Source organism: Streptomyces sp. JLBT605 (assembly GCF_058215555.1).
This window is the reverse complement of the sequence record NZ_JBYZMT010000001.1, coordinates 49908-67063: the sequence shown is the minus strand read 5'-3', so window position 1 is coordinate 67063 and position 17156 is coordinate 49908. Positions and strand designations below refer to the sequence as shown.

Below are 17156 nucleotides of genomic sequence, written 5' to 3'. Positions count from 1 at the left end.
CGATGCCGGATCAACCGCAATCGCTGAGGAGCGGAACCGTATGCACAGCACGCTGATTGTTGCCCGGATGGCTCCTGCTTCAAGTTCTGATGTCGCCAAGCTGTTCGGCGAATTCGATGGCACGGAAATGCCTCACCGAATGGGCACGCGGCGCCGCCAGCTGTTCTCGTACCGGGGGCTTTACTTTCACCTCCAGGACTTCGACGAGGACAACGGCGGCGAGCTGATCGAGGAAGCGAAGACCGACCCGCGCTTCGTCCAGATCAGCGAGGACCTGAAGCCGTTCATCCAGGCCTACGACCCGGCGACCTGGCGTTCGCCGGCCGATGCCATGGCGAAGCGCTTCTACTCCTGGGAGGCGTCCGCGTGACCGGGCGACGCGTGGTCATCACCGGGATGGAGGTCATCGCCCCCGGTGGTGTCGGCAGGGAGAACTTCTGGAGCCTGCTGAGCGAGGGCCGCACGGCGACGCGCGGCATCACCTTCTTCGACCCCGCGCCGTTCCGCTCCCGGGTGGCCGCGGAGGTCGACTTCTGCCCGCACGACCACGGGCTGAGCCCCCAGGAGTCGCGGCGGATGGACCGGGCCGCGCAGTTCGCGGTGGTCGCCTCGCGGTCCGCCGTCGCCGACAGCGGGCTGGACCTCAGCGGGCTCGACCCGCACCGGGTCGGGGTCACCGTCGGCAGCGCCGTCGGCGCCACCATGGGGCTGGATGAGGAGTACCGGGTCGTCAGCGACGGCGGCCGGCTCGACCTCGTCGACCACCACTACGCGGTCCCGCACCTGTACAACCACCTGGTTCCCAGCTCCTTCGCGGCCGAGGTCGCCTGGGCCGTCGGCGCCGAGGGGCCGAGCACCGTGGTCTCCACCGGCTGCACCTCCGGCATCGACTCGGTCGGCTACGGCGTCGAGCTGCTGCGCGAGGGCTCCGTGGACGTCATGATCGCCGGGTCCTCCGACGCGCCGATCTCGCCGATCACCATGGCCTGCTTCGACGCGATCAAGGCCACCACGCCGCGGTACGACGAGCCCGAGCGCGCCTCCCGCCCCTTCGACGGGACCCGCAACGGCTTCGTCCTCGGCGAGGGCACCGCCTTCTTCGTGCTGGAGGAGCTGGAGAGCGCCAAGAAGCGCGGCGCGCACATCTACGCCGAGATCGCCGGCTACGCCACCCGCAGCAACGCCTACCACATGACCGGACTGCGGCCGGACGGCGCCGAGATGGCGGAGGCGATCCGGGTCGCGCTGGACGAGGCGCGGATGAACGGCGACGAGATCGACTACATCAACGCGCACGGCTCCGGCACCAAGCAGAACGACCGGCACGAGACCGCGGCGTTCAAGAAGAGCCTGGGCGACCACGCCTACCGCACGCCCGTCAGCTCCATCAAGTCGATGGTCGGGCACTCGCTGGGCGCCATCGGCTCCATCGAGATCGCCGCCTCCGCGCTGGCGATGGAGTACGACGTGGTGCCGCCGACGGCCAACCTGCACACGCCCGACCCGGAGTGCGACCTCGACTACGTCCCCCTGACCGCGCGCGACCAGGTGGTCGACGCGGTCCTCACCGTCGGCAGCGGCTTCGGTGGCTTCCAGAGCGCCATGGTGCTGGCCAGCCCCGAAAGGAGCCTGGTATGACCACGTCGGCCACACAGGCGAGGCAGGCCGCGCAGGCCGCGCGGAGGACCTCGGCCACGTCGGTGGTGGTCACCGGCCTGGGCGTCGCCTCCCCCAACGGGCTCGGCACGCAGGACTTCTGGGCGGCCACCTGCGGCGGGAAGAGCGGCATCGGCCGCATCACCCGCTTCGACCCCTCCGGCTACCCGTCCCGGCTGGCCGGGGAGATCCCCGGCTTCGAGGCCGAGCAGTACCTGCCCAGCCGCCTGCTGCCGCAGACCGACCGGGTGACCCGGCTGGCGCTGGTGGCCGCCGACTGGGCGCTCGCCGACGCCGGGGTGAGCCCCGAGGACCTGCCCGACTTCGACATGGGTGTGGTCACCGCCAGCGCCGCCGGCGGCTTCGAGTTCGGCCAGGGCGAGCTCCAGGCGCTGTGGAGCAAGGGCAGCCAGTTCGTCTCCGCCTACCAGTCCTTCGCCTGGTTCTACGCCGTCAACAGCGGCCAGATATCCATACGCAACGGCATGAAGGGCCCCAGCGGCGTCGTCGTCAGCGACCAGGCCGGCGGCCTGGACGCGGTGGCGCAGGCCCGCCGCCAGATCCGCAAGGGCACCGCCCTGATCGTCTCCGGCGCCATCGACGCCTCCATCTGCCCCTGGGGCTGGGTGGCGCAGCTCGCCAGCGACCGGATGTCCACCAGCGACGAGCCGACCCGGGCGTATCTGCCGTTCGACCGTGACGCCAGGGGTTACGTGCCGGGCGAGGGCGGCGCGATCCTCATCATGGAGTCTGCCGAGACGGCCCGCGCCCGCGGCGCCCGCATCTACGGCGAGATCTCCGGCTACGGCGCCACCATCGACCCCAAGCCGGGATCCGGCCGCGAGCCGGGCCTGCGCAAGGCCATCGAGATCGCGCTCGCCGACGCCGGAGCCACCCCCGGCGAGGTCGACGTGGTCTTCGCCGACGGCGCGGCCGACCTGGCCCTGGACCGCATCGAGGCCGAGGCGATCAACACCGTCTTCGGCGAGCGCGCGGTCCCGGTCACCGCCCCCAAGACGATGACCGGACGCCTGTACTCCGGCGCCGCGCCGCTGGACCTGGCCGCCGCGTTCCTCGCCATGCGGGACGGCCTCATCCCGCCGGTCGTGCACGTCGAGCCGTGCCCCGAGTACGCCCTGGACCTGGTCCTGGGCCAGCCGCGCAAGGCGCAGGTGCGCACCGCGCTGGTCCTGGCCCGCGGCCACGGCGGCTTCAACTCCGCCATGGTCGTGCGCGCCGCCGGGTGACCAGAACCCCTGAACACCGGAACGCCGGAACACCGCACCGATGAAGGGAACCACATTGGCCACCAAGCTTTTCACCCTCGATGACCTCAAGCGGATTCTGCTGGAGGCCGCGGGCGTGGCAGAGGGCGTCGACCTGGACGCCGACATTCTGGACACCGAGTTCGAGGTCCTGGGGTACGAGTCGCTCGCGCTGCTGGAGACCGGCAGCCTCATCGAGCGCGAATACGGCATCTCGCTGGACGAGGAGGCGGTCAACGACGCCGACACCCCTCGCGCGCTGATCGATGTCGTCAACGCTCAGCTGTCCACGGCCAGCGCCGCCTGAAGGGGAGAGGGACATGACGCAGAACACCGCCCAGAACACGGCACGGGTCGCACTGGTCTCGGGCGCGACGAGCGGCATCGGCCTCGAAGTGGCCCGGCTGCTGGCCGTCCAGGGCCACCGAGTGTTCATCGGTGCGCGCAACGCCGAGAACGTCACCGCCACGGTCAAGGAGCTGCGGGGCGAGGGGCTTGAGGTCGAGGGCACGGTCCTGGACGTGCGGGACCCGGCCTCGGTCACCGCGTTCGTGCAGGCCGCGGTGGACACCTTCGGCACGGTCGACGTGCTGGTCAACAACGCCGGCCGGTCCGGCGGCGGAGTGACCGCCGACATCGCCGACGAGCTGTGGGACGACGTGATCGACACCAACCTCAACAGCGTCTTCCGGCTCACCAAGGAGGTGCTCAACACCGGCGGCATGCGGCACAAGGACCGCGGCCGGATCATCAACATCGCCTCCACCGCGGGCAAGCAGGGCGTGATCCTCGGCGCCCCCTACTCGGCCTCCAAGCACGGCGTCGTCGGCTTCACCAAGGCGCTCGGCAACGAGCTGGCGCCCACCGGCATCACCGTCAACGCCGTCTGCCCCGGCTACGTCGAGACGCCCATGGCGCAGCGGGTGCGGCAGGGCTACGCCGCCGCCTACGACACCACCGAAGAGGCGATCCTGGAGAAGTTCCAGGCCAAGATCCCCCTCGGCCGCTACTCCACGCCGCAGGAGGTCGCCGGCCTGGTGGGCTACCTCGCCTCCGACACGGCCGCCTCCATCACCGCCCAGGCCCTGAACGTCTGCGGCGGCCTCGGCAACTTCTAAAGCCCTCCCAGGATCCCAAGGAGAAAGTGGTCATGACGACTCGCGAGGTCGAGCACGAGATCACCATCAGCGCCCCCGCCGCCGCGGTCTACCGGCTTCTGGCGGAGGTGACCAACTGGCCGCGCATCTTCCCGCCCACCATCTACGTCGACCAGGTGGAGACCAGCGGGAACGAGGAGCGGATACGCATCTGGGCGACCGCCAATGGTGAGGCCAAGAACTGGACCTCGCGCCGCACCCTCGACCCGGAGGGCCTGCGCATCACCTTCCGGCAGGAGATCCCGGCCCCGCCGGTCGCCGCGATGGGCGGCACCTGGATCATCGAGCCGCTGGGCGAGAGTGAGTCCCGGGTCCGGCTGCTGCACGACTACCGGGCCATCGACGACGACCCGCACGACCTGCTGTGGATCGACAAGGCCGTCGACCGCAACAGCGTCTCGGAGCTGGCGGCGCTGAAGAAGAACGTCGAGCTGGCCCACGCCGCCGAGTCGCTGACCTTCTCCTTCACCGACACCGTGCTGATCGACGGCGCCGCCAAGGACGTCTTCGACTTCATCAACGAGGCCGACCGGTGGCCCGAGCGGCTGCCGCACGTCGCCACCGTCCGCTTCACCGAGGACACCCCGGGCCTGCAGTCGCTGGAGATGGACACCCGCGCCAAGGACGGCTCGGTGCACACCACCAAGTCGTACCGGGTGGCCTTCCCGCACCACAAGCTCGCCTACAAGCAGGTCACGCTGCCCGCGCTGATGACCCTGCACACCGGCATCTGGACCTTCGAGGAGACCCCCGAGGGCACCTCGGCCTCCTCCCAGCACACCGTCACCCTCAACACGGACAACATCGCGAAGATCCTCGGCCCGGACGCCACCGTCGCCGACGCCCGCGAATACGTCCACACCGCGCTGAGTACCAACAGCTGCGCCACCTTGAACCACGCCAAGAGCTACGCCGAGAACAAGAGCTGACCCATGGCGGCGGACCGTATGGACACCCAGGTCATCGTCGTCGGCGCCGGGCCCGTCGGACTGATGCTCGCCGGTGAGCTGCGCCGTGCCGGCGTCGAGGTGGTCGTGCTGGAGAAGCGGCGCGGTCCCACCACGGAGTCCAGGGCCTCCACCCTGCACGCCCGCACCATGGAGATCCTCGACAGCCGGGGGCTGCTGGCCGACTTCGGCAGCGCGCCGAACGACCCGCGCGGCCACTTCGGCGGCATCCCGCTCGACCTCACCCTGCCCAGCCCCTACCCGGGCCAGTGGAAGGTGCCGCAGACCAAGACCGAAGCGGTGCTGGAGGAGTGGGTGCTCTCCCTCGACGCGGACGTGCGCTGCGGCCACGAGCTGCGCGCGCTGTCCGCGCCGCCGGAGGGGGAGTACGTCGAGGCTGTGGCCGCGGGCCGCAAGGGCACGCTGCGCATCCGCGCCCGGTACCTGGTGGCCTGCGACGGCGAGGACTCCACGGTCCGCCGCCTGACCGGCGCCGAATTCCCCGGGCAGGACGCGGCCCGCGAACTGCTGCGGGCCGACGTCGAGGGCATCAAGGTGCCGGGCAGGCGCTTCGAGCGGCTGCCGCAGGGCCTGGCCATCGCCGCCCGCCGGGGCGACGGGGTGACCCGGGTGATGGTGCACGAATTCGGCAGCGTCGCGCGGCCGCGCACCGCCGACGCGGAGTTCAGCGAGATCACCGAGGTCTGGAAGCGGGTCACCGGCGAGGACATCAGCGGCGGAACCCCGCTGTGGGTCAACTCCTTCGGTGACGCCAACCGCCAGCTGGTCCGCTACCGCGACCACCGCGTCCTGTACGCGGGCGACGCGGCGCACCGCCAGATGCCCATCGGCGGTCAGGCCCTCAACCTGGGGCTGCAGGACGCCTTCAACCTGGGCTGGAAGCTGGCCCTGCACGTGACCGGGGCAGCCCCCGCCGAGCTGCTGGACAGCTACCACGAGGAGCGGCACGCGGTCGGTCGGCGGGTGCTGGCCAACATCCGCGCCCAGGCCATGCTGCTGCTCGGCGGGCCCGAGGTGGAGCCGCTGCGCGCGGTGCTGACCGAACTGATCGGACACGAGGAGGTACGCGCCCACCTCGCCGGCATGATCAGCGGCCTGGACATCCGCTACGACCTCGGCGGCCCCGAGCACGGCTCCGCAAGCCCCCAGCCCGGTTCGAGCAGGGGGTACCCGAAGCTGGGCGCCCGGCTGCCGCACGCCGTGCTGCGGGTCGGCGAGCGGCAGGTCTCCACCGCGGAGCTGCTCCGCGGCGGCCAGGGCCTGCTCCTGGACCTGCGGGCGGGCGACGGCGCGCCGCGGCCGGAACGCTGGGGCTGGACCGACCGGGTCACCAGGGTGGCGGCCCGCCCGGAGCCCGGCGGGGCGCTGGCCGGCGTCGGCTCCCTGCTGGTTCGGCCGGACGGCTACGTCGCCTGGGCAGGCTCCGGCGACGACGGACTGGAGCAGTCACTCAAGCGGTGGTTCGGCCCGGCCCGCTGAACCCACCGCCCCCACGCGCCACCCCCCACACCACCACCCCCCACACCACCACCCCCACGCGCCACCCCCCACACCCCCCACACGCACCTCGCACCACCACCCGCCCCACCTCACAGCACGCCGCACCACCTCGTACGACCCGTACCGCCGCGGCATCCCCGCGCATGTGCACGACCCCCACCTAGGAAAGGGACATCCGATGGAAGGCACTGCGGTGGACACCGACGTCATCGTCGTCGGTGCCGGTCCGACCGGACTGATGCTCGCCGGGGAACTGCGCCTCGGTGGTGCACGCGTGACCGTGCTGGAGAAGCTGGAGCGGCCCACCGGGCAGTCCCGCGGCCTGGGCTTCACCGCCCGCGCCATGGAGGTGTTCGACCAGCGCGGACTGCTGCCGCGGTTCGGGCAGGGCGAGACGCTGGAGACCAGCCCGATGGGCCACTTCGGCGGGGTGCAGTTCGACTACACCGTGCTGGCCGACGCCCACTTCGGGGCCCGCGGCATCCCCCAGTCCAAGACCGAGGCGGTGCTGGAGGAGTGGGCCCGCGAGCAGGGCGCCGACATCCGGCGCGGCTGGGAGTTCCTGGAGCTGTCCGACGGCTTCCTCGACGGCGACGGCGTGGAGATCACCGTCTCCACCCCCGACGGCGTACAGCGGCTGCGCGCCTCCTACCTGGTCGGCTGCGACGGCGGGCACAGCGTCATCCGCCGGGCCGCCGGATTCGACTTCCCCGGCACCCCGGCCACCCGGGCGATGTTCCTCGCCGATGTGACCGGCTGCGACCTGCGCCCGCGGTTCCTGGGCGAACGGCTGCCCAACGGCATGGTGATGGCGGCCCCGCTGGCCGAAGGCGTGGACCGCATCATCGTCTGCCCGCACGGCACCCCGGCCCGCGACCGCGACGAGATGGTCTCCTTCGAGGAGGTCGCCGACGCCTGGCAGCACATCACCGGCGAGGACATCCACGGCGGCGGCGCCGAGTGGGTCAGCTCCTTCACCGACGCCACCCGCCAGGTCACCGAGTACCGGCGCGGCCGGGTACTGCTGGCCGGCGACGCGGCCCACATCCACCTCCCGGCCGGCGGGCAGGGACTGAGCACCGGGGTGCAGGACGCGGCCAACCTCGGCTGGAAGCTGGCCGCCGTCATCGGCGGCCGCGCCCCCCAGACCCTGCTGGACAGCTACCACGGTGAGCGGCACCCGGTGGGCAGGCGGCTGCTGATGAACACCCGCGCGCAGGGGATGGTCTTCCTCGGCGGCGAGCAGTCCGAGCCGCTGCGCGAGCTGTTCACCGAGCTGGTCGAGCACGACGAGGTCAAGCGGCACCTGGCCGGCATCGTCAGCCACGTCGACATCCGCTACGACCTCGGCGACGGCGACCACCCGCTGCTCGGCCGCCGCATCGGGCACCGCTCCCTGGTCGGCGCCGACGGGGAGACCAGCACCACCGCTCTGCTGCACCCGGCCCGCGGGGTGCTGCTCGACCTCGCCGACGACCCCGCGCTGCGGCAGGCGGCGGCCGGCTTCAGCGACCGGGTGACGGTGGCGACGAGCGCAGCCAAGCCGGTGGAGGGCACCGACCCGCTGAGCGGCACCCGCGCCGTCCTGATACGCCCCGACGGCTATGTGGCATGGGCCGCCGGCGAGTCCGGCGCCGCCACGGCCGGCCTGACGGACGCCCTGACCCGCTGGTTCGGCGCGCCCACGGCGGACGTCCGCCGATGAACAGCGCCGCACCCGCGGCGGACAGCGCCGCACCCGCCTCGGCCGTCTCCCAGGGGGTCCGCAAGATCACCCTGGACGGGGCCGGCGTCCCGCTGTCCGCCCTGCTCAGCGAGCCACAGCACACCCCTGCCCGCGCCGCCGTGGTCGCCGTGCACGGCGGCGGCATGAGCGCCGGCTACTTCGACGGGCAGGCGCACCCCGACTCCTCCCTGCTGACGCTCGGCGCGAGCCTGGGCTACACCGTCCTGTCCATCGACCGCCCCGGCTACGGGGAGTCCGCCGCCCACCTGCCCGACGGGCAGACCCTGGCCGAGCAGACGATCCACCTGCGCGCCGCGCTGGCCGACTTCACCGCCCGGTACGCCACCGGCGCCGGCCACCTGCTGCTCGCCCACTCCTTCGGCGGCAAACTGGCGCTGTCCACCGCCGCGGAGGCCGGCGAGGAGGACCGGCTGCTGGGCCTGGACATCTCCGGCTGCGGCCACCGCTACGCCGCGATCCCCGACGAGGACCCGCTGCGGCGCAAGAACGTCTCCCGCCACTGGGGCCCGCTGCGCACCTATCCCCCCGCCGCCTTCCGCACCAGCGGCGCACTGGTCTCGCCGATGCCCGCCCGGGAGGCCGGCGAGCTGGCCCGCTGGCCGGAGCTGTTCGCCGAGCTGGCGCCCCGCATCCGCGTCCCGGTGCGGCTCACCTTCGCCGAGTACGAGCGGTGGTGGCACCACGGCGAGCAGGACCTGGCCGACCTGACGGCCCAGCTCACCGCGGCTCCCCGGGTCCTGGTCGACCGCCAGCCGGGCGCCGGCCACAACATCAGCCTGGGCTGGGCGGCCCGCTCGTACCACCTGAGGTCGCTGGCCTTCCTGGAGGACTGCGTCACCCAGGCCGGGCGGCAGGCGTGACCCCCCGTCACACATGAAGGGCGGCGCGCGAAGAAGGGCGGGGCGCGTGATCCTCGGGCACACGGCCCGGGCGGCACGCGTCATCCCCCGCTCCTGACCCGCACACTCACCACATGACCAGCAGACTCGCCTCGACGTTCCGCTCCCTGCGGGTGCGCAACTTCCGGCTCTTCGTGGCCGGGCAACTCGTGTCCGCGATGGGCACCTGGATGATGGTCGTCGCCCAGGACTGGCTCGTCCTCGACCTCGCCGACGACTCGGGCACGGCCCTGGGCGTGGTCACCGCACTCCAGTTCACCCCGCTGCTGCTGCTCACCCTGTACGGCGGGCGGCTCGCCGACCGGTACGACAAGCGCATGCTGCTGACCGTCACCAACCTGGTCTCCGGGGCGCTGGCCCTGCTGCTGGCGGTGCTGGTCTTCACCGACGCCATCCGGCTGTGGCACATCTGCCTGGGCGCCTTCGCGCTGGGCATCGTCAACGCGCTCGAGGTGCCCACCCGGATGTCGTTCGTGAGCGAACTGGTCGGCCCCGACCTGCTGCCGAACGCCTCCGCGCTGAGCGCCGCCTACTTCTCCACCGCCCGGGTGATCGGCCCGGCCATCGCCGGCGTCGTCATCACCGGCTTCGGCACCGGCTGGGTGATGCTCCTCAACGCCGTCAGCTACCCGGCCACCGTGGTGGGGCTGCGCCTGATGCGGCCCGCCGAGCTCCACCGCCGCCCGGCCGGAGACACCCGCCCCCGCGTCGTCGACGGCCTGCGCTATGTCGCCGGCCGGTCCGATCTCCTGCTACCGGTGGCGCTGGTCGCGGTGATCGGCCTGTTCGGGATGAACTTCCAGCTCACCCTGCCGCTGCTGGCCAAGACCGTCTTCGACGCCGACGCCACCTCCTTCGGACTGCTGACCACCGGCCTGGCCGCCGGGTCGCTGCTCGGCGCGTTCGCCGGCACCGCCCGCCGCAGCCGCCCCACCGGCCGCCTGGTGATCGGCTCCGCCCTCGTCTTCGGCGTCCTGGAGACCGCCGCCGGCTGGGCCCCCACCTTCCCCGTGGCCGTGGCTCTCCTCTTCTTCACCGGCTTCGCGTCCATCTTCTTCACCCAGGCCGCCAACCACCGCATCCAGCTGGGCAGCGACCCCCAGTACCGGGGCCGGGTCATGGCCCTGTACACCCTGATCCTGCAAGGCTCCACCCCGCTCGGCGCCCTGCTGATCGGCTGGCTCGCCGAACACCTCGGCGCCCGCTCCGGCCTCTACCTCGGCGGCCTGGCCTCCCTCACCGCCGCCGTCCTCGCCGCCGTGGCCGAACGCCGCACCACCCGCTTGGGCCCCGGGGCCCCGGAGGGCCACCAGGCGCAGACCGGCGTCGGCACCCGGCGCGGCTGACCGGCCGTCAAGGTCGTCGCGGAAACGCGCGGCGCACGGCTGGTGGCCGCTCTTCTAGGGGGTGTCCACAGCCTGCTCGGCGGGGACGGGCTCGGTGTACCAGTGCTTGCGCACCGCGTCCGTCGGGCGCGGCGGGTCGAGTGCGTCCAGGCCCCAGGCGGCCAGGGCGTCGATGACCTGACGCAGCGCCAGTCCGCGCGGGGTGAGCTCGTACACCGTCGCGTTGGCGGGCCGCTCCAGTCGGCGGCGCTCGACCAGGCCCTCGCCTTCCAGCTGCTTGAGCCTGCTGGCGAGGATGTCGGTGGAGACGCCCGGCAGGTCGGCGTGCAGGTCGGTGTAGCGCCGCGGGCCGAGCAGCAGCTCACGGACGATCAGGAGGCTCCAGCGTTCTCCCACCGCGTCCAGGGCGCGGGCGACAGCGCAGTACTGGTCGTAGCTTCGGCGTGGCATGGTGGCCAGCATAGCCAAAAGGTTGGACTTTCAAAGCTGTCACTTGGTAAAACCAAGCAAGCACGGCGGAGCGTGCGACGGTGATGGCGACGGTCGGGAGGCCGCAGATGGAGTTTCGGCAGTCCAGCAAGCTGAAGGACGTGTGCTACGAGATCCGTGGCCCGGTGGCCGACCAGGTCAACGCCCTGGAGGAGGCCGGCCACAGCGTGCTGCGGCTGAACACGGGCAACCCCGCGCCGTTCGGCTTCGAGGTGCCGGAGGAGATCCTCCAGGACATCATCCGCAACCTGCCCAACGCCCACGGCTACAGCGACGCCCGGGGCATCCTGCCCGCCCGGCGCGCGGTGGTGCAGTACTACCAGCAGCGCGGCGTCAGCGGCGTGGGCGTCGATGACGTCTATCTCGGCAACGGCGCCTCCGAGCTGATCCAGATGGCGGTGCAGGCGCTGGTGGACGACGGCGACGAAGTGCTGGTGCCCGCCCCGGACTTCCCGCTGTGGACGGCCGTGGTCCGCCTGGCCGGCGGCCGGGCCGTGCACTACGTCTGCGACGAGGAGGCGGACTGGTACCCCGACCTCGACGACATCGCCGCGAAGATCACCGACCGCACCAAGGCCATCGTCGTCATCAACCCCAACAACCCCACCGGCGCGGTCTACTCCAAGGAGCTCCTCGAGGGCATCCTCGGGCTCGCTCGCCGACACGGCCTCATGGTCTTCGCCGACGAGATCTACGACAAGATCCTCTATGACGGCACCGAGCACCACTGTCTGGCCGCGCTCGCCGACGACGTGCTGACCCTCACCTTCAACGGCCTCTCCAAGGCCTACCGGGTGGCCGGCTTCCGCAGTGGCTGGCTGGTCGTCTCCGGACCGAAGGCGCAGGCCCGCGACTACCTCGAGGGCCTGACCATGCTGGCCGGGATGCGGCTGTGCCCGAACGTGCCGGCCCAGTACGCCGTCCAGGCCGCGCTCGGCGGCCACCAGTCGATCCACGACCTCACCCTGCCCAACGGCCGGCTCACCGAGCAGCGCGACGTCGCCTGGCGGGCGCTGAACGAGATCCCGGGCGTGAGCTGCGTCAAGCCCAAGGGCGCCCTGTACGCCTTCGCCAAGCTCGACCCGGCCGTACACAAGATCGTCGACGACGAGCGGTTCGTGCTGGACCTGCTGCTGCGCGAGAAGATCCACATCGTCCAGGGCACAGGCTTCAACTGGCCCCGCCCGGACCACTTCCGGTTCGTCACCCTGCCCCGCGCCGACGACCTGGAGACCGCGATCAACCGCATCGGCCGCTTCCTCGCCACCTACCGCCAGTAGCGGCGCGGCACGCGCCCCCGCCCGGAAGAAGCCGCGAATGCGCACCACTAAATCCCCATCCAAATCCCCGTCTGCATCCCCGTCTGAATCTCCGTCACTTCTCATCGGCGTGCTGTGCGGCGTGACCGCCAATCTGATCTGGGGTCTGGCCTTTCTGATCCCCGTGCTGCTCCCCGCCTCGGACACTGTCGCACTCGCGCTGGGACGGTACCTCTTCTTCGGAGTGGTATCGGTCGGCATCATGATCTTCACCCGCGGTGCCGGGATGCGCGGCCTGGGTCGGCGAATATGGCTTACCGCCATGGCGTTCGCATTCGCCGGGCACCTGGGCTACTACTTCTTCCTGGTGCAAGGAATCAGACACGCCGGTGCGCCCATCGCCACAGTGATCATCGGAACGCTCCCGGTGACCGTCGCACTGACGGGAAACTGGGTCCGCAAGGAGTTCTCCTTCTCGCGCCTGCTCCTGCCCCTGGGATTCATCACGGTCGGCTTGGTCCTGGTCAACCTCATGGAGGTCGACTGGGGAACAGCCCTCAGCGGTCACGACGGAACGACCTGGATGATCGGCGTCGCGTCGACACTGACGGCGCTCGGCCTGTGGACGTGGTACGCGGTGGCCAATGCGAAATTCCTCAGAGAGCACCCGGAGATCTCGTCGTCCACCTGGTCCACGCTCATGGGCGTGTGCACGCTGGCACTCTCCCTGGCCGCCCTGCCGATCGCCACCGTGTCCGGCGGAGTGCACATCGACGGAGCGGACTCGCTCCTCCCGCTGCTCATCGGCAGCCTGGTTCTCGGAGTCCTCGTCTCCTGGGCCGGAACCGTCCTGTGGAACCGTTCCTCGGGACTGGTGCCGATTTCGATTGCGGGGCAGCTCGCCGTCATCCAGGGAATTTCCGGGCTGATCTATGTCTTCACGTGGGATGGCCGCATGCCACCGCCACTGGAGCTGGCCGGAATCGCACTGCTCATCAGCGGCGTGCTGTTGGCCATCCAACGGACCCGCAAAACTCCGCGGGGCACGGATGGCCGATTCGCACTCGCACACCAGTCACTTCTTGTTGACGATTGACTACTGTGTGCCGCGTGCCGACAGTCATACCGAAGGAGACCCGCGTGGAGCGAAGCCGTACCGACCTGAGGATTCGCGCCGTCCTCGCCGCGATGGGTGTGACCGCCGCCCTCGCGGTCGCCCCCTCCGCCCAGGCGGCCCAGGCGTCCCCGGCCGAGCCCACCGCTCGCCCGGCCGTCGCCGCGCCGCCGGCCCCCTGCACGGACGAGTTCCAAGGCGACAAGCGGCTCGGCCCCAAGCACCTGCCGCGGAAGTGGCAGCAGCCGGTCGGGCCGCTGCTCAACCCCTACCATCGCACCGGAAAGCTCTCCTCCGCCGAGTTCCTCAAGAAGTACTGGCAGGGGCCGGCCGATACCGGCACCTGGAAGTACCCGCCCAACGACGGCTTCGCCGAGGTCAACGGCACCGTCGACAAGGCCCCGCAGCTGCTGGCTCCCGGCGAGCGCCTGGACCGCTTCGGCGGTGAGACCGGCTCGTACCTTGCCCCGGCCGGCGACCCGTACGCCAAGCGTGCGCTGCCCCCGCAGAACCTCAACACCCGGGACGCGGCCTTCCCATGCGACTATCACGTGTACCAGGTGACCAGGCCGTTCGTCGTCTGGCAGGGCTCCATCGCCCCCTGGTTCGAGCAGCCGGGCGGTGGCCGGCAGATCAAGCTGGACCCGGCCTTCCTCGACCCGGGCCAGGGCCAGCGGCTGAACGTCAAGTGGCTGCTCGACCACGGGTATCTGGTCCGCGTCCCCGCGTGACCCACAGCCACCGGGCCACCCTCGAACGGGCACTCCGGGAGGCCGGAGTGCCCGCCGAGCACTACTGGATCGAGGGCGTCCACGAGCCCGTGCCCACCCCGCCCGACTTCGTCTATCTGCGCGCGCGGCCTGGCGGCGGCTGGGAGACGGGGGTGTTCGAGCGGGGCAGGTACGAGCCGGTCGCCGAACACGACACAGAGGCCGGGGCATGCGCTCACCTGCACACCCTGATCGGCGTCTGACCGGTGGCCGCAAGCGGGGCTCATGAGGAGCGTGACGCTGACGGGGCCCCGGCCATCGGCCAGGGCCCCGTCGTCATGTCACGCCGCCTCCCCGCCCGGCGGCCGGATCCGTCAGACCGGGCGGGCCTCGACGACGGACACCGCCGAGGCGGTCGGCACCACGCGCTCCAGCTCGAAGCCGGCGGCGGAGAGCAGGTCCGCGTACTGCTCGGTGGTGCGCTCCTTGCCGCCGACGAGGAGCAGCAGCCACAGGTCGACCAGCTTGCCGGAGTGCGGGTCGTTGCCCTCCGACGGCGGCACCATCTCCATGATCAGCAGGCGGCCGTCGGGGTTGATGCCCTTGCGGATGTTCTTGAGGATCTCCAGCGCCTTGTCCTCCGGCCAGTCGTGCACGATGTGCTTGAGGAGGTAGGCGTCACCACCGGCCGGCACCGGGTCGAACAGGCCGCCGTCGGCGAGCGTGCAGCGGTCGGCGACACCCTGCTCGGCCAGGAAGTCCGCGGCGCCGTTGTTCCCCACCCGGGGGTCGGAGAGGATGCCGCGCGAGCCCGGGGTCTGCTTCAGGACGCCGGAGAGCAGGCCGCCCTGTCCGCCGCAGAAGTCGACGATCGTCTTGTACGGCGAGAAGTCGTAGGCCGCCAGAATCGGCTCGGTCTCGGTGGCCGACATGTTGCCCATGCCGGAGATGAACACCGAGCCGTATTCCGGGTTCGACTCCAGATACTCGAAGGCACCCATCCCGCGCAGCTTCGGCAGGCTGGGCTCGCCGGTGCGCACCGCGTCGATGAAGTGGCCCCAGTCCTCCCAGTGGATCGGATGCCCCATCAGCACGGCGATGTCGCGCATGGAGATGGGCGCGTCCGCACGCAGCGCGTCGGCCATCGGCGTGAGCGCGAACCGTCCGTCCTTCTGCTCGGCGAACACCGAGTAGCTGGCGAGCAGCCGCAGCACCCGGTAGACCGCGTCGGGGTTGGCCTCGACCCGCCGCGCGATCTCCTCGGCGCTCAGCGGGCCGTCTTTCAGCTCGTCGGCTATGCGGAGCTCGGCGGCGGCGTAGATCGCCTGAGTGACCATCGAGCCCATGGCCAGCTCCAGCAGGGCGAACGGGGCGGGCACTTCAGGGGGCGGCAAGGCGGGCATGCGTTTCCTCCGTGGCGGTTGCGCAGCGATATCGGACTTCTCCGGGGGCCCGCGACCGCCACCACGCGTGTAGCGCGGTCACCCGTATTCCAGCGGCCGGACGGGATGCATCGGTTCCAAAATATGGATCGCGCTCGGCTGACTCTAGAGCGTTACTCCAGCGCCCGGGATCATTCCATCCGCTCCTTCCCAGACACATACGGGGATGCGGCGGATCGAATTCCCTCCGGCCACCGGAGAGCGTGTGCAACTCGGTGAGTCTGTTCAAATCGGCGCCTGTGTTCAACCGCGGAAACACCGCACTTGAACACTTCCCGTACAGCTTCGCCAGAGGTTCGCTACAGAGAAACCGGAGAAATAGCGGGGGCGTCGACCGGCTTCCTGTACAAGCCGCGACCCTTGGGGTTCGGGCGCCTATCGTGACGCACGTTTCATATGGCTCCCCGGACGGGGGCGCGTCACACAAAGGGAGAGACATGTCGACATCACGCAAGCCCTGGAAGGGTGCGCTCCTGGCCGCGGTGGTCGCGGCCGGCGTCACGGCGCCGCTGCTCGCCAGCCCCGCCCAGGCGATCCCGAGGCCGCCGAAGCCGCCGCGCACGACGACGCAGGCGACCCTTGAGGTCATAGCCAGCGGCCTGAAGAACCCGCGGGACGTCACCGCCCTGCGCGACGGCACGATCCTGGTCGCCGAGTCCGGGGAGGGGCTGCCCGGTTGCGAGGCGGGCAAGACCTGCGCCGGCCTCACCGGGTCGATCTACCAGGTCAAGGGCGCCCAGCAGGGCCGCATCGTGACCGGCCTGCCGTCCTCGGCCGTGGGCCCGGCGACCCCGGGAGCCTCGGTCTCCGCCAACGGCCCCTCGCGCGTGGTGCCCGCCGGTGACGGCAACTACGTCGTGGTCACCGGCCTCGGCGGCGACAACACCTCCCGGGCCGCGCTCGGCCCGAACGGGGCCAAGCTGGGCACCCTCTTCCAGACCAAGGACGGAAAGGTCCTCGCCGACCTGACCGACCACGAGACCCGGCTCAACCCGGACGGCGGCGAGATCCACGCCAACCCGTGGAGTTTCGTGCAGAGCGGGGACGACTGGCTGGTCACCGACGCGGGTGCCAACACCATCGTGCGCGCCAGCGGCGGGACGACCACCACCGAGTTCGTCCTGCCCAAGAACCAGTTGCCGACCGGCGACGTCGAAGGCGTGCCCACCGGCATCGTCAGGAGCTGGGACGGCACGGTTTACGTCGCCGACATGAGCGGCACCAAGCCGGGTGCCGCCCGGATCTGGAAGATCGCGCCCGGCCAGAAGCCGCAGGTCCTCGTCACCGGCCTGACCAACCTGATCGATCTCGACCTCGACTGCCACGGCAACCTGCTGGCGCTGTCGTTCACCAAGGGCTTCCAGCAGGGCCCGCCGCTGCCCGGCAGCCTCTCCAAGATCAACCTGGCTACCAAGCAGATCACCGAGATCGACACCGGCGACCAGCTGAAGGCGCCCACCGGCCTGGACATCGGCCCCGGCGGCGAGATCTACGTGACCAACAACAGCACGAGCACCAACGGCCAGCTGGTGCGGGTCCACCCGTAACGGGAGCCGCCACCGCAAGGACACCGCGGCCCTGCCGCGGCGTCGCAAGCCTTGCCG

Annotated in this window: 17 protein-coding genes; 15 read left to right on the top strand and 2 right to left on the bottom strand. The window is 71.1% G+C overall.

The features are described from left to right. Positions 1-40: 40 nt before the first annotated feature. The 10 genes from AC4BDD_RS31675 (at position 41) to AC4BDD_RS31630 (ending at position 10538) form a co-directional block, all read left to right on the top strand. Positions 41-370, top strand: coding sequence for a TcmI family type II polyketide cyclase (locus AC4BDD_RS31675; protein ID WP_490692076.1), 330 nt, complete (start codon positions 41-43; stop codon positions 368-370). Beyond that, entirely contained in the window at positions 367-1638 is a 1272-nt protein-coding gene (locus AC4BDD_RS31670; RefSeq protein WP_490692075.1) for a beta-ketoacyl-[acyl-carrier-protein] synthase family protein, read from the top strand. The genes AC4BDD_RS31675 and AC4BDD_RS31670 overlap by 4 nt, the downstream gene beginning before the upstream one ends. Beyond that, on the top strand, positions 1635-2903 hold the full coding sequence (locus AC4BDD_RS31665) for a ketosynthase chain-length factor (protein WP_490692074.1): 1269 nt from the start codon (positions 1635-1637) through the stop codon (positions 2901-2903). The genes AC4BDD_RS31670 and AC4BDD_RS31665 overlap by 4 nt, the downstream gene beginning before the upstream one ends. Before the next feature lie 55 nt (positions 2904-2958). Next, positions 2959-3228, top strand: a complete 270-nt coding sequence (locus tag AC4BDD_RS31660; protein ID WP_490692073.1) for an acyl carrier protein — start codon at positions 2959-2961, stop codon at positions 3226-3228. A 13-nt stretch (positions 3229-3241) separates the two neighbouring features. Next, a complete protein-coding gene (fabG, locus tag AC4BDD_RS31655) occupies positions 3242-4039 on the top strand; it encodes a 3-oxoacyl-ACP reductase FabG (RefSeq protein ID WP_490692072.1) in 798 nt (265 codons plus the stop codon). A gap of 32 nt (positions 4040-4071) precedes the next feature. Further along, positions 4072-5007: an aromatase/cyclase gene (locus tag AC4BDD_RS31650; protein ID WP_490692071.1), complete on the top strand. Its 936-nt coding sequence runs from the start codon at positions 4072-4074 to the stop codon at positions 5005-5007. 3 nt (positions 5008-5010) lie between these two features. Next, entirely contained in the window at positions 5011-6525 is a 1515-nt protein-coding gene (locus tag AC4BDD_RS31645; protein ID WP_490692070.1) for an FAD-dependent monooxygenase, read from the top strand. A gap of 199 nt (positions 6526-6724) precedes the next feature. Then, complete coding sequence (locus AC4BDD_RS31640; protein WP_490692069.1) at positions 6725-8251, top strand: FAD-dependent monooxygenase; 1527 nt, start codon at positions 6725-6727, stop codon at positions 8249-8251. Then, positions 8248-9153, top strand: coding sequence for an alpha/beta hydrolase (locus tag AC4BDD_RS31635; protein WP_490692068.1), 906 nt, complete (start codon positions 8248-8250; stop codon positions 9151-9153). The genes AC4BDD_RS31640 and AC4BDD_RS31635 overlap by 4 nt, the downstream gene beginning before the upstream one ends. Before the next feature lie 113 nt (positions 9154-9266). Beyond that, a complete protein-coding gene (locus AC4BDD_RS31630) occupies positions 9267-10538 on the top strand; it encodes an MFS transporter (protein ID WP_490692067.1) in 1272 nt (423 codons plus the stop codon). Positions 10539-10592: 54 nt separating this feature from the next. On the opposite strand, the gene AC4BDD_RS31625 is transcribed toward AC4BDD_RS31630, so the two are convergent. Next, entirely contained in the window at positions 10593-10988 is a 396-nt protein-coding gene (locus AC4BDD_RS31625; protein ID WP_490692066.1) for a winged helix-turn-helix transcriptional regulator, read from the bottom strand. Between the two features lie 107 nt (positions 10989-11095). Here AC4BDD_RS31625 and AC4BDD_RS31620 point away from each other — a divergent pair, with 107 nt between their 5' ends. From AC4BDD_RS31620 to AC4BDD_RS31605, 4 genes are all read left to right on the top strand, one after another. Continuing rightward, complete coding sequence (locus AC4BDD_RS31620) at positions 11096-12307, top strand: pyridoxal phosphate-dependent aminotransferase (RefSeq protein ID WP_490692065.1); 1212 nt, start codon at positions 11096-11098, stop codon at positions 12305-12307. Between the two features lie 37 nt (positions 12308-12344). After that, positions 12345-13382, top strand: a complete 1038-nt coding sequence (locus AC4BDD_RS31615) for a DMT family transporter (protein WP_490692064.1) — start codon at positions 12345-12347, stop codon at positions 13380-13382. 92 nt (positions 13383-13474) lie between these two features. Continuing rightward, positions 13475-14131 (top strand): TNT domain-containing protein, encoded by a 657-nt coding sequence (locus AC4BDD_RS31610; protein ID WP_490692141.1) that lies wholly within the window; start codon positions 13475-13477, stop codon positions 14129-14131. Further along, positions 14128-14373 (top strand): hypothetical protein, encoded by a 246-nt coding sequence (locus AC4BDD_RS31605; protein WP_490692063.1) that lies wholly within the window; start codon positions 14128-14130, stop codon positions 14371-14373. The genes AC4BDD_RS31610 and AC4BDD_RS31605 overlap by 4 nt, the downstream gene beginning before the upstream one ends. A 111-nt stretch (positions 14374-14484) precedes the next feature. On the opposite strand, the gene AC4BDD_RS31600 is transcribed toward AC4BDD_RS31605, so the two are convergent. Continuing rightward, positions 14485-15513, bottom strand: coding sequence for a methyltransferase (locus AC4BDD_RS31600; protein WP_490692062.1), 1029 nt, complete (start codon positions 15511-15513; stop codon positions 14485-14487). 476 nt (positions 15514-15989) lie between these two features. Between AC4BDD_RS31600 and AC4BDD_RS31595 the strand changes: the two genes are divergently transcribed. Then, positions 15990-17099 (top strand): ScyD/ScyE family protein, encoded by a 1110-nt coding sequence (locus AC4BDD_RS31595; RefSeq protein WP_490692061.1) that lies wholly within the window; start codon positions 15990-15992, stop codon positions 17097-17099. Positions 17100-17156 lie beyond the last annotated feature (57 nt).

Excerpts from the sequence above, each read along its gene's own strand:
- AC4BDD_RS31675 (WP_490692076.1), top strand. The coding sequence starts at position 41 with ATGCACAGCACGCTGATTGTTGCCCGGATGGCTCCTGCTTCAAGTTCT.
- AC4BDD_RS31665 (WP_490692074.1), top strand. The coding sequence starts at position 1,635 with ATGACCACGTCGGCCACACAGGCGAGGCAGGCCGCGCAGGCCGCGCGG.
- fabG (WP_490692072.1), top strand. The coding sequence starts at position 3,242 with ATGACGCAGAACACCGCCCAGAACACGGCACGGGTCGCACTGGTCTCG.
- AC4BDD_RS31650 (WP_490692071.1), top strand. The coding sequence starts at position 4,072 with ATGACGACTCGCGAGGTCGAGCACGAGATCACCATCAGCGCCCCCGCC.
- AC4BDD_RS31645 (WP_490692070.1), top strand. The coding sequence starts at position 5,011 with ATGGCGGCGGACCGTATGGACACCCAGGTCATCGTCGTCGGCGCCGGG.
- AC4BDD_RS31640 (WP_490692069.1), top strand. The coding sequence starts at position 6,725 with ATGGAAGGCACTGCGGTGGACACCGACGTCATCGTCGTCGGTGCCGGT.
- AC4BDD_RS31635 (WP_490692068.1), top strand. The coding sequence starts at position 8,248 with ATGAACAGCGCCGCACCCGCGGCGGACAGCGCCGCACCCGCCTCGGCC.
- AC4BDD_RS31630 (WP_490692067.1), top strand. The coding sequence starts at position 9,267 with ATGACCAGCAGACTCGCCTCGACGTTCCGCTCCCTGCGGGTGCGCAAC.
- AC4BDD_RS31625 (WP_490692066.1), bottom strand. The coding sequence starts at position 10,988 with ATGCCACGCCGAAGCTACGACCAGTACTGCGCTGTCGCCCGCGCCCTG.
- AC4BDD_RS31620 (WP_490692065.1), top strand. The coding sequence starts at position 11,096 with ATGGAGTTTCGGCAGTCCAGCAAGCTGAAGGACGTGTGCTACGAGATC.
- AC4BDD_RS31615 (WP_490692064.1), top strand. The coding sequence starts at position 12,345 with ATGCGCACCACTAAATCCCCATCCAAATCCCCGTCTGCATCCCCGTCT.
- AC4BDD_RS31610 (WP_490692141.1), top strand. The coding sequence starts at position 13,475 with ATGGGTGTGACCGCCGCCCTCGCGGTCGCCCCCTCCGCCCAGGCGGCC.
- AC4BDD_RS31600 (WP_490692062.1), bottom strand. The coding sequence starts at position 15,513 with ATGCCCGCCTTGCCGCCCCCTGAAGTGCCCGCCCCGTTCGCCCTGCTG.
- AC4BDD_RS31595 (WP_490692061.1), top strand. The coding sequence starts at position 15,990 with ATGTCGACATCACGCAAGCCCTGGAAGGGTGCGCTCCTGGCCGCGGTG.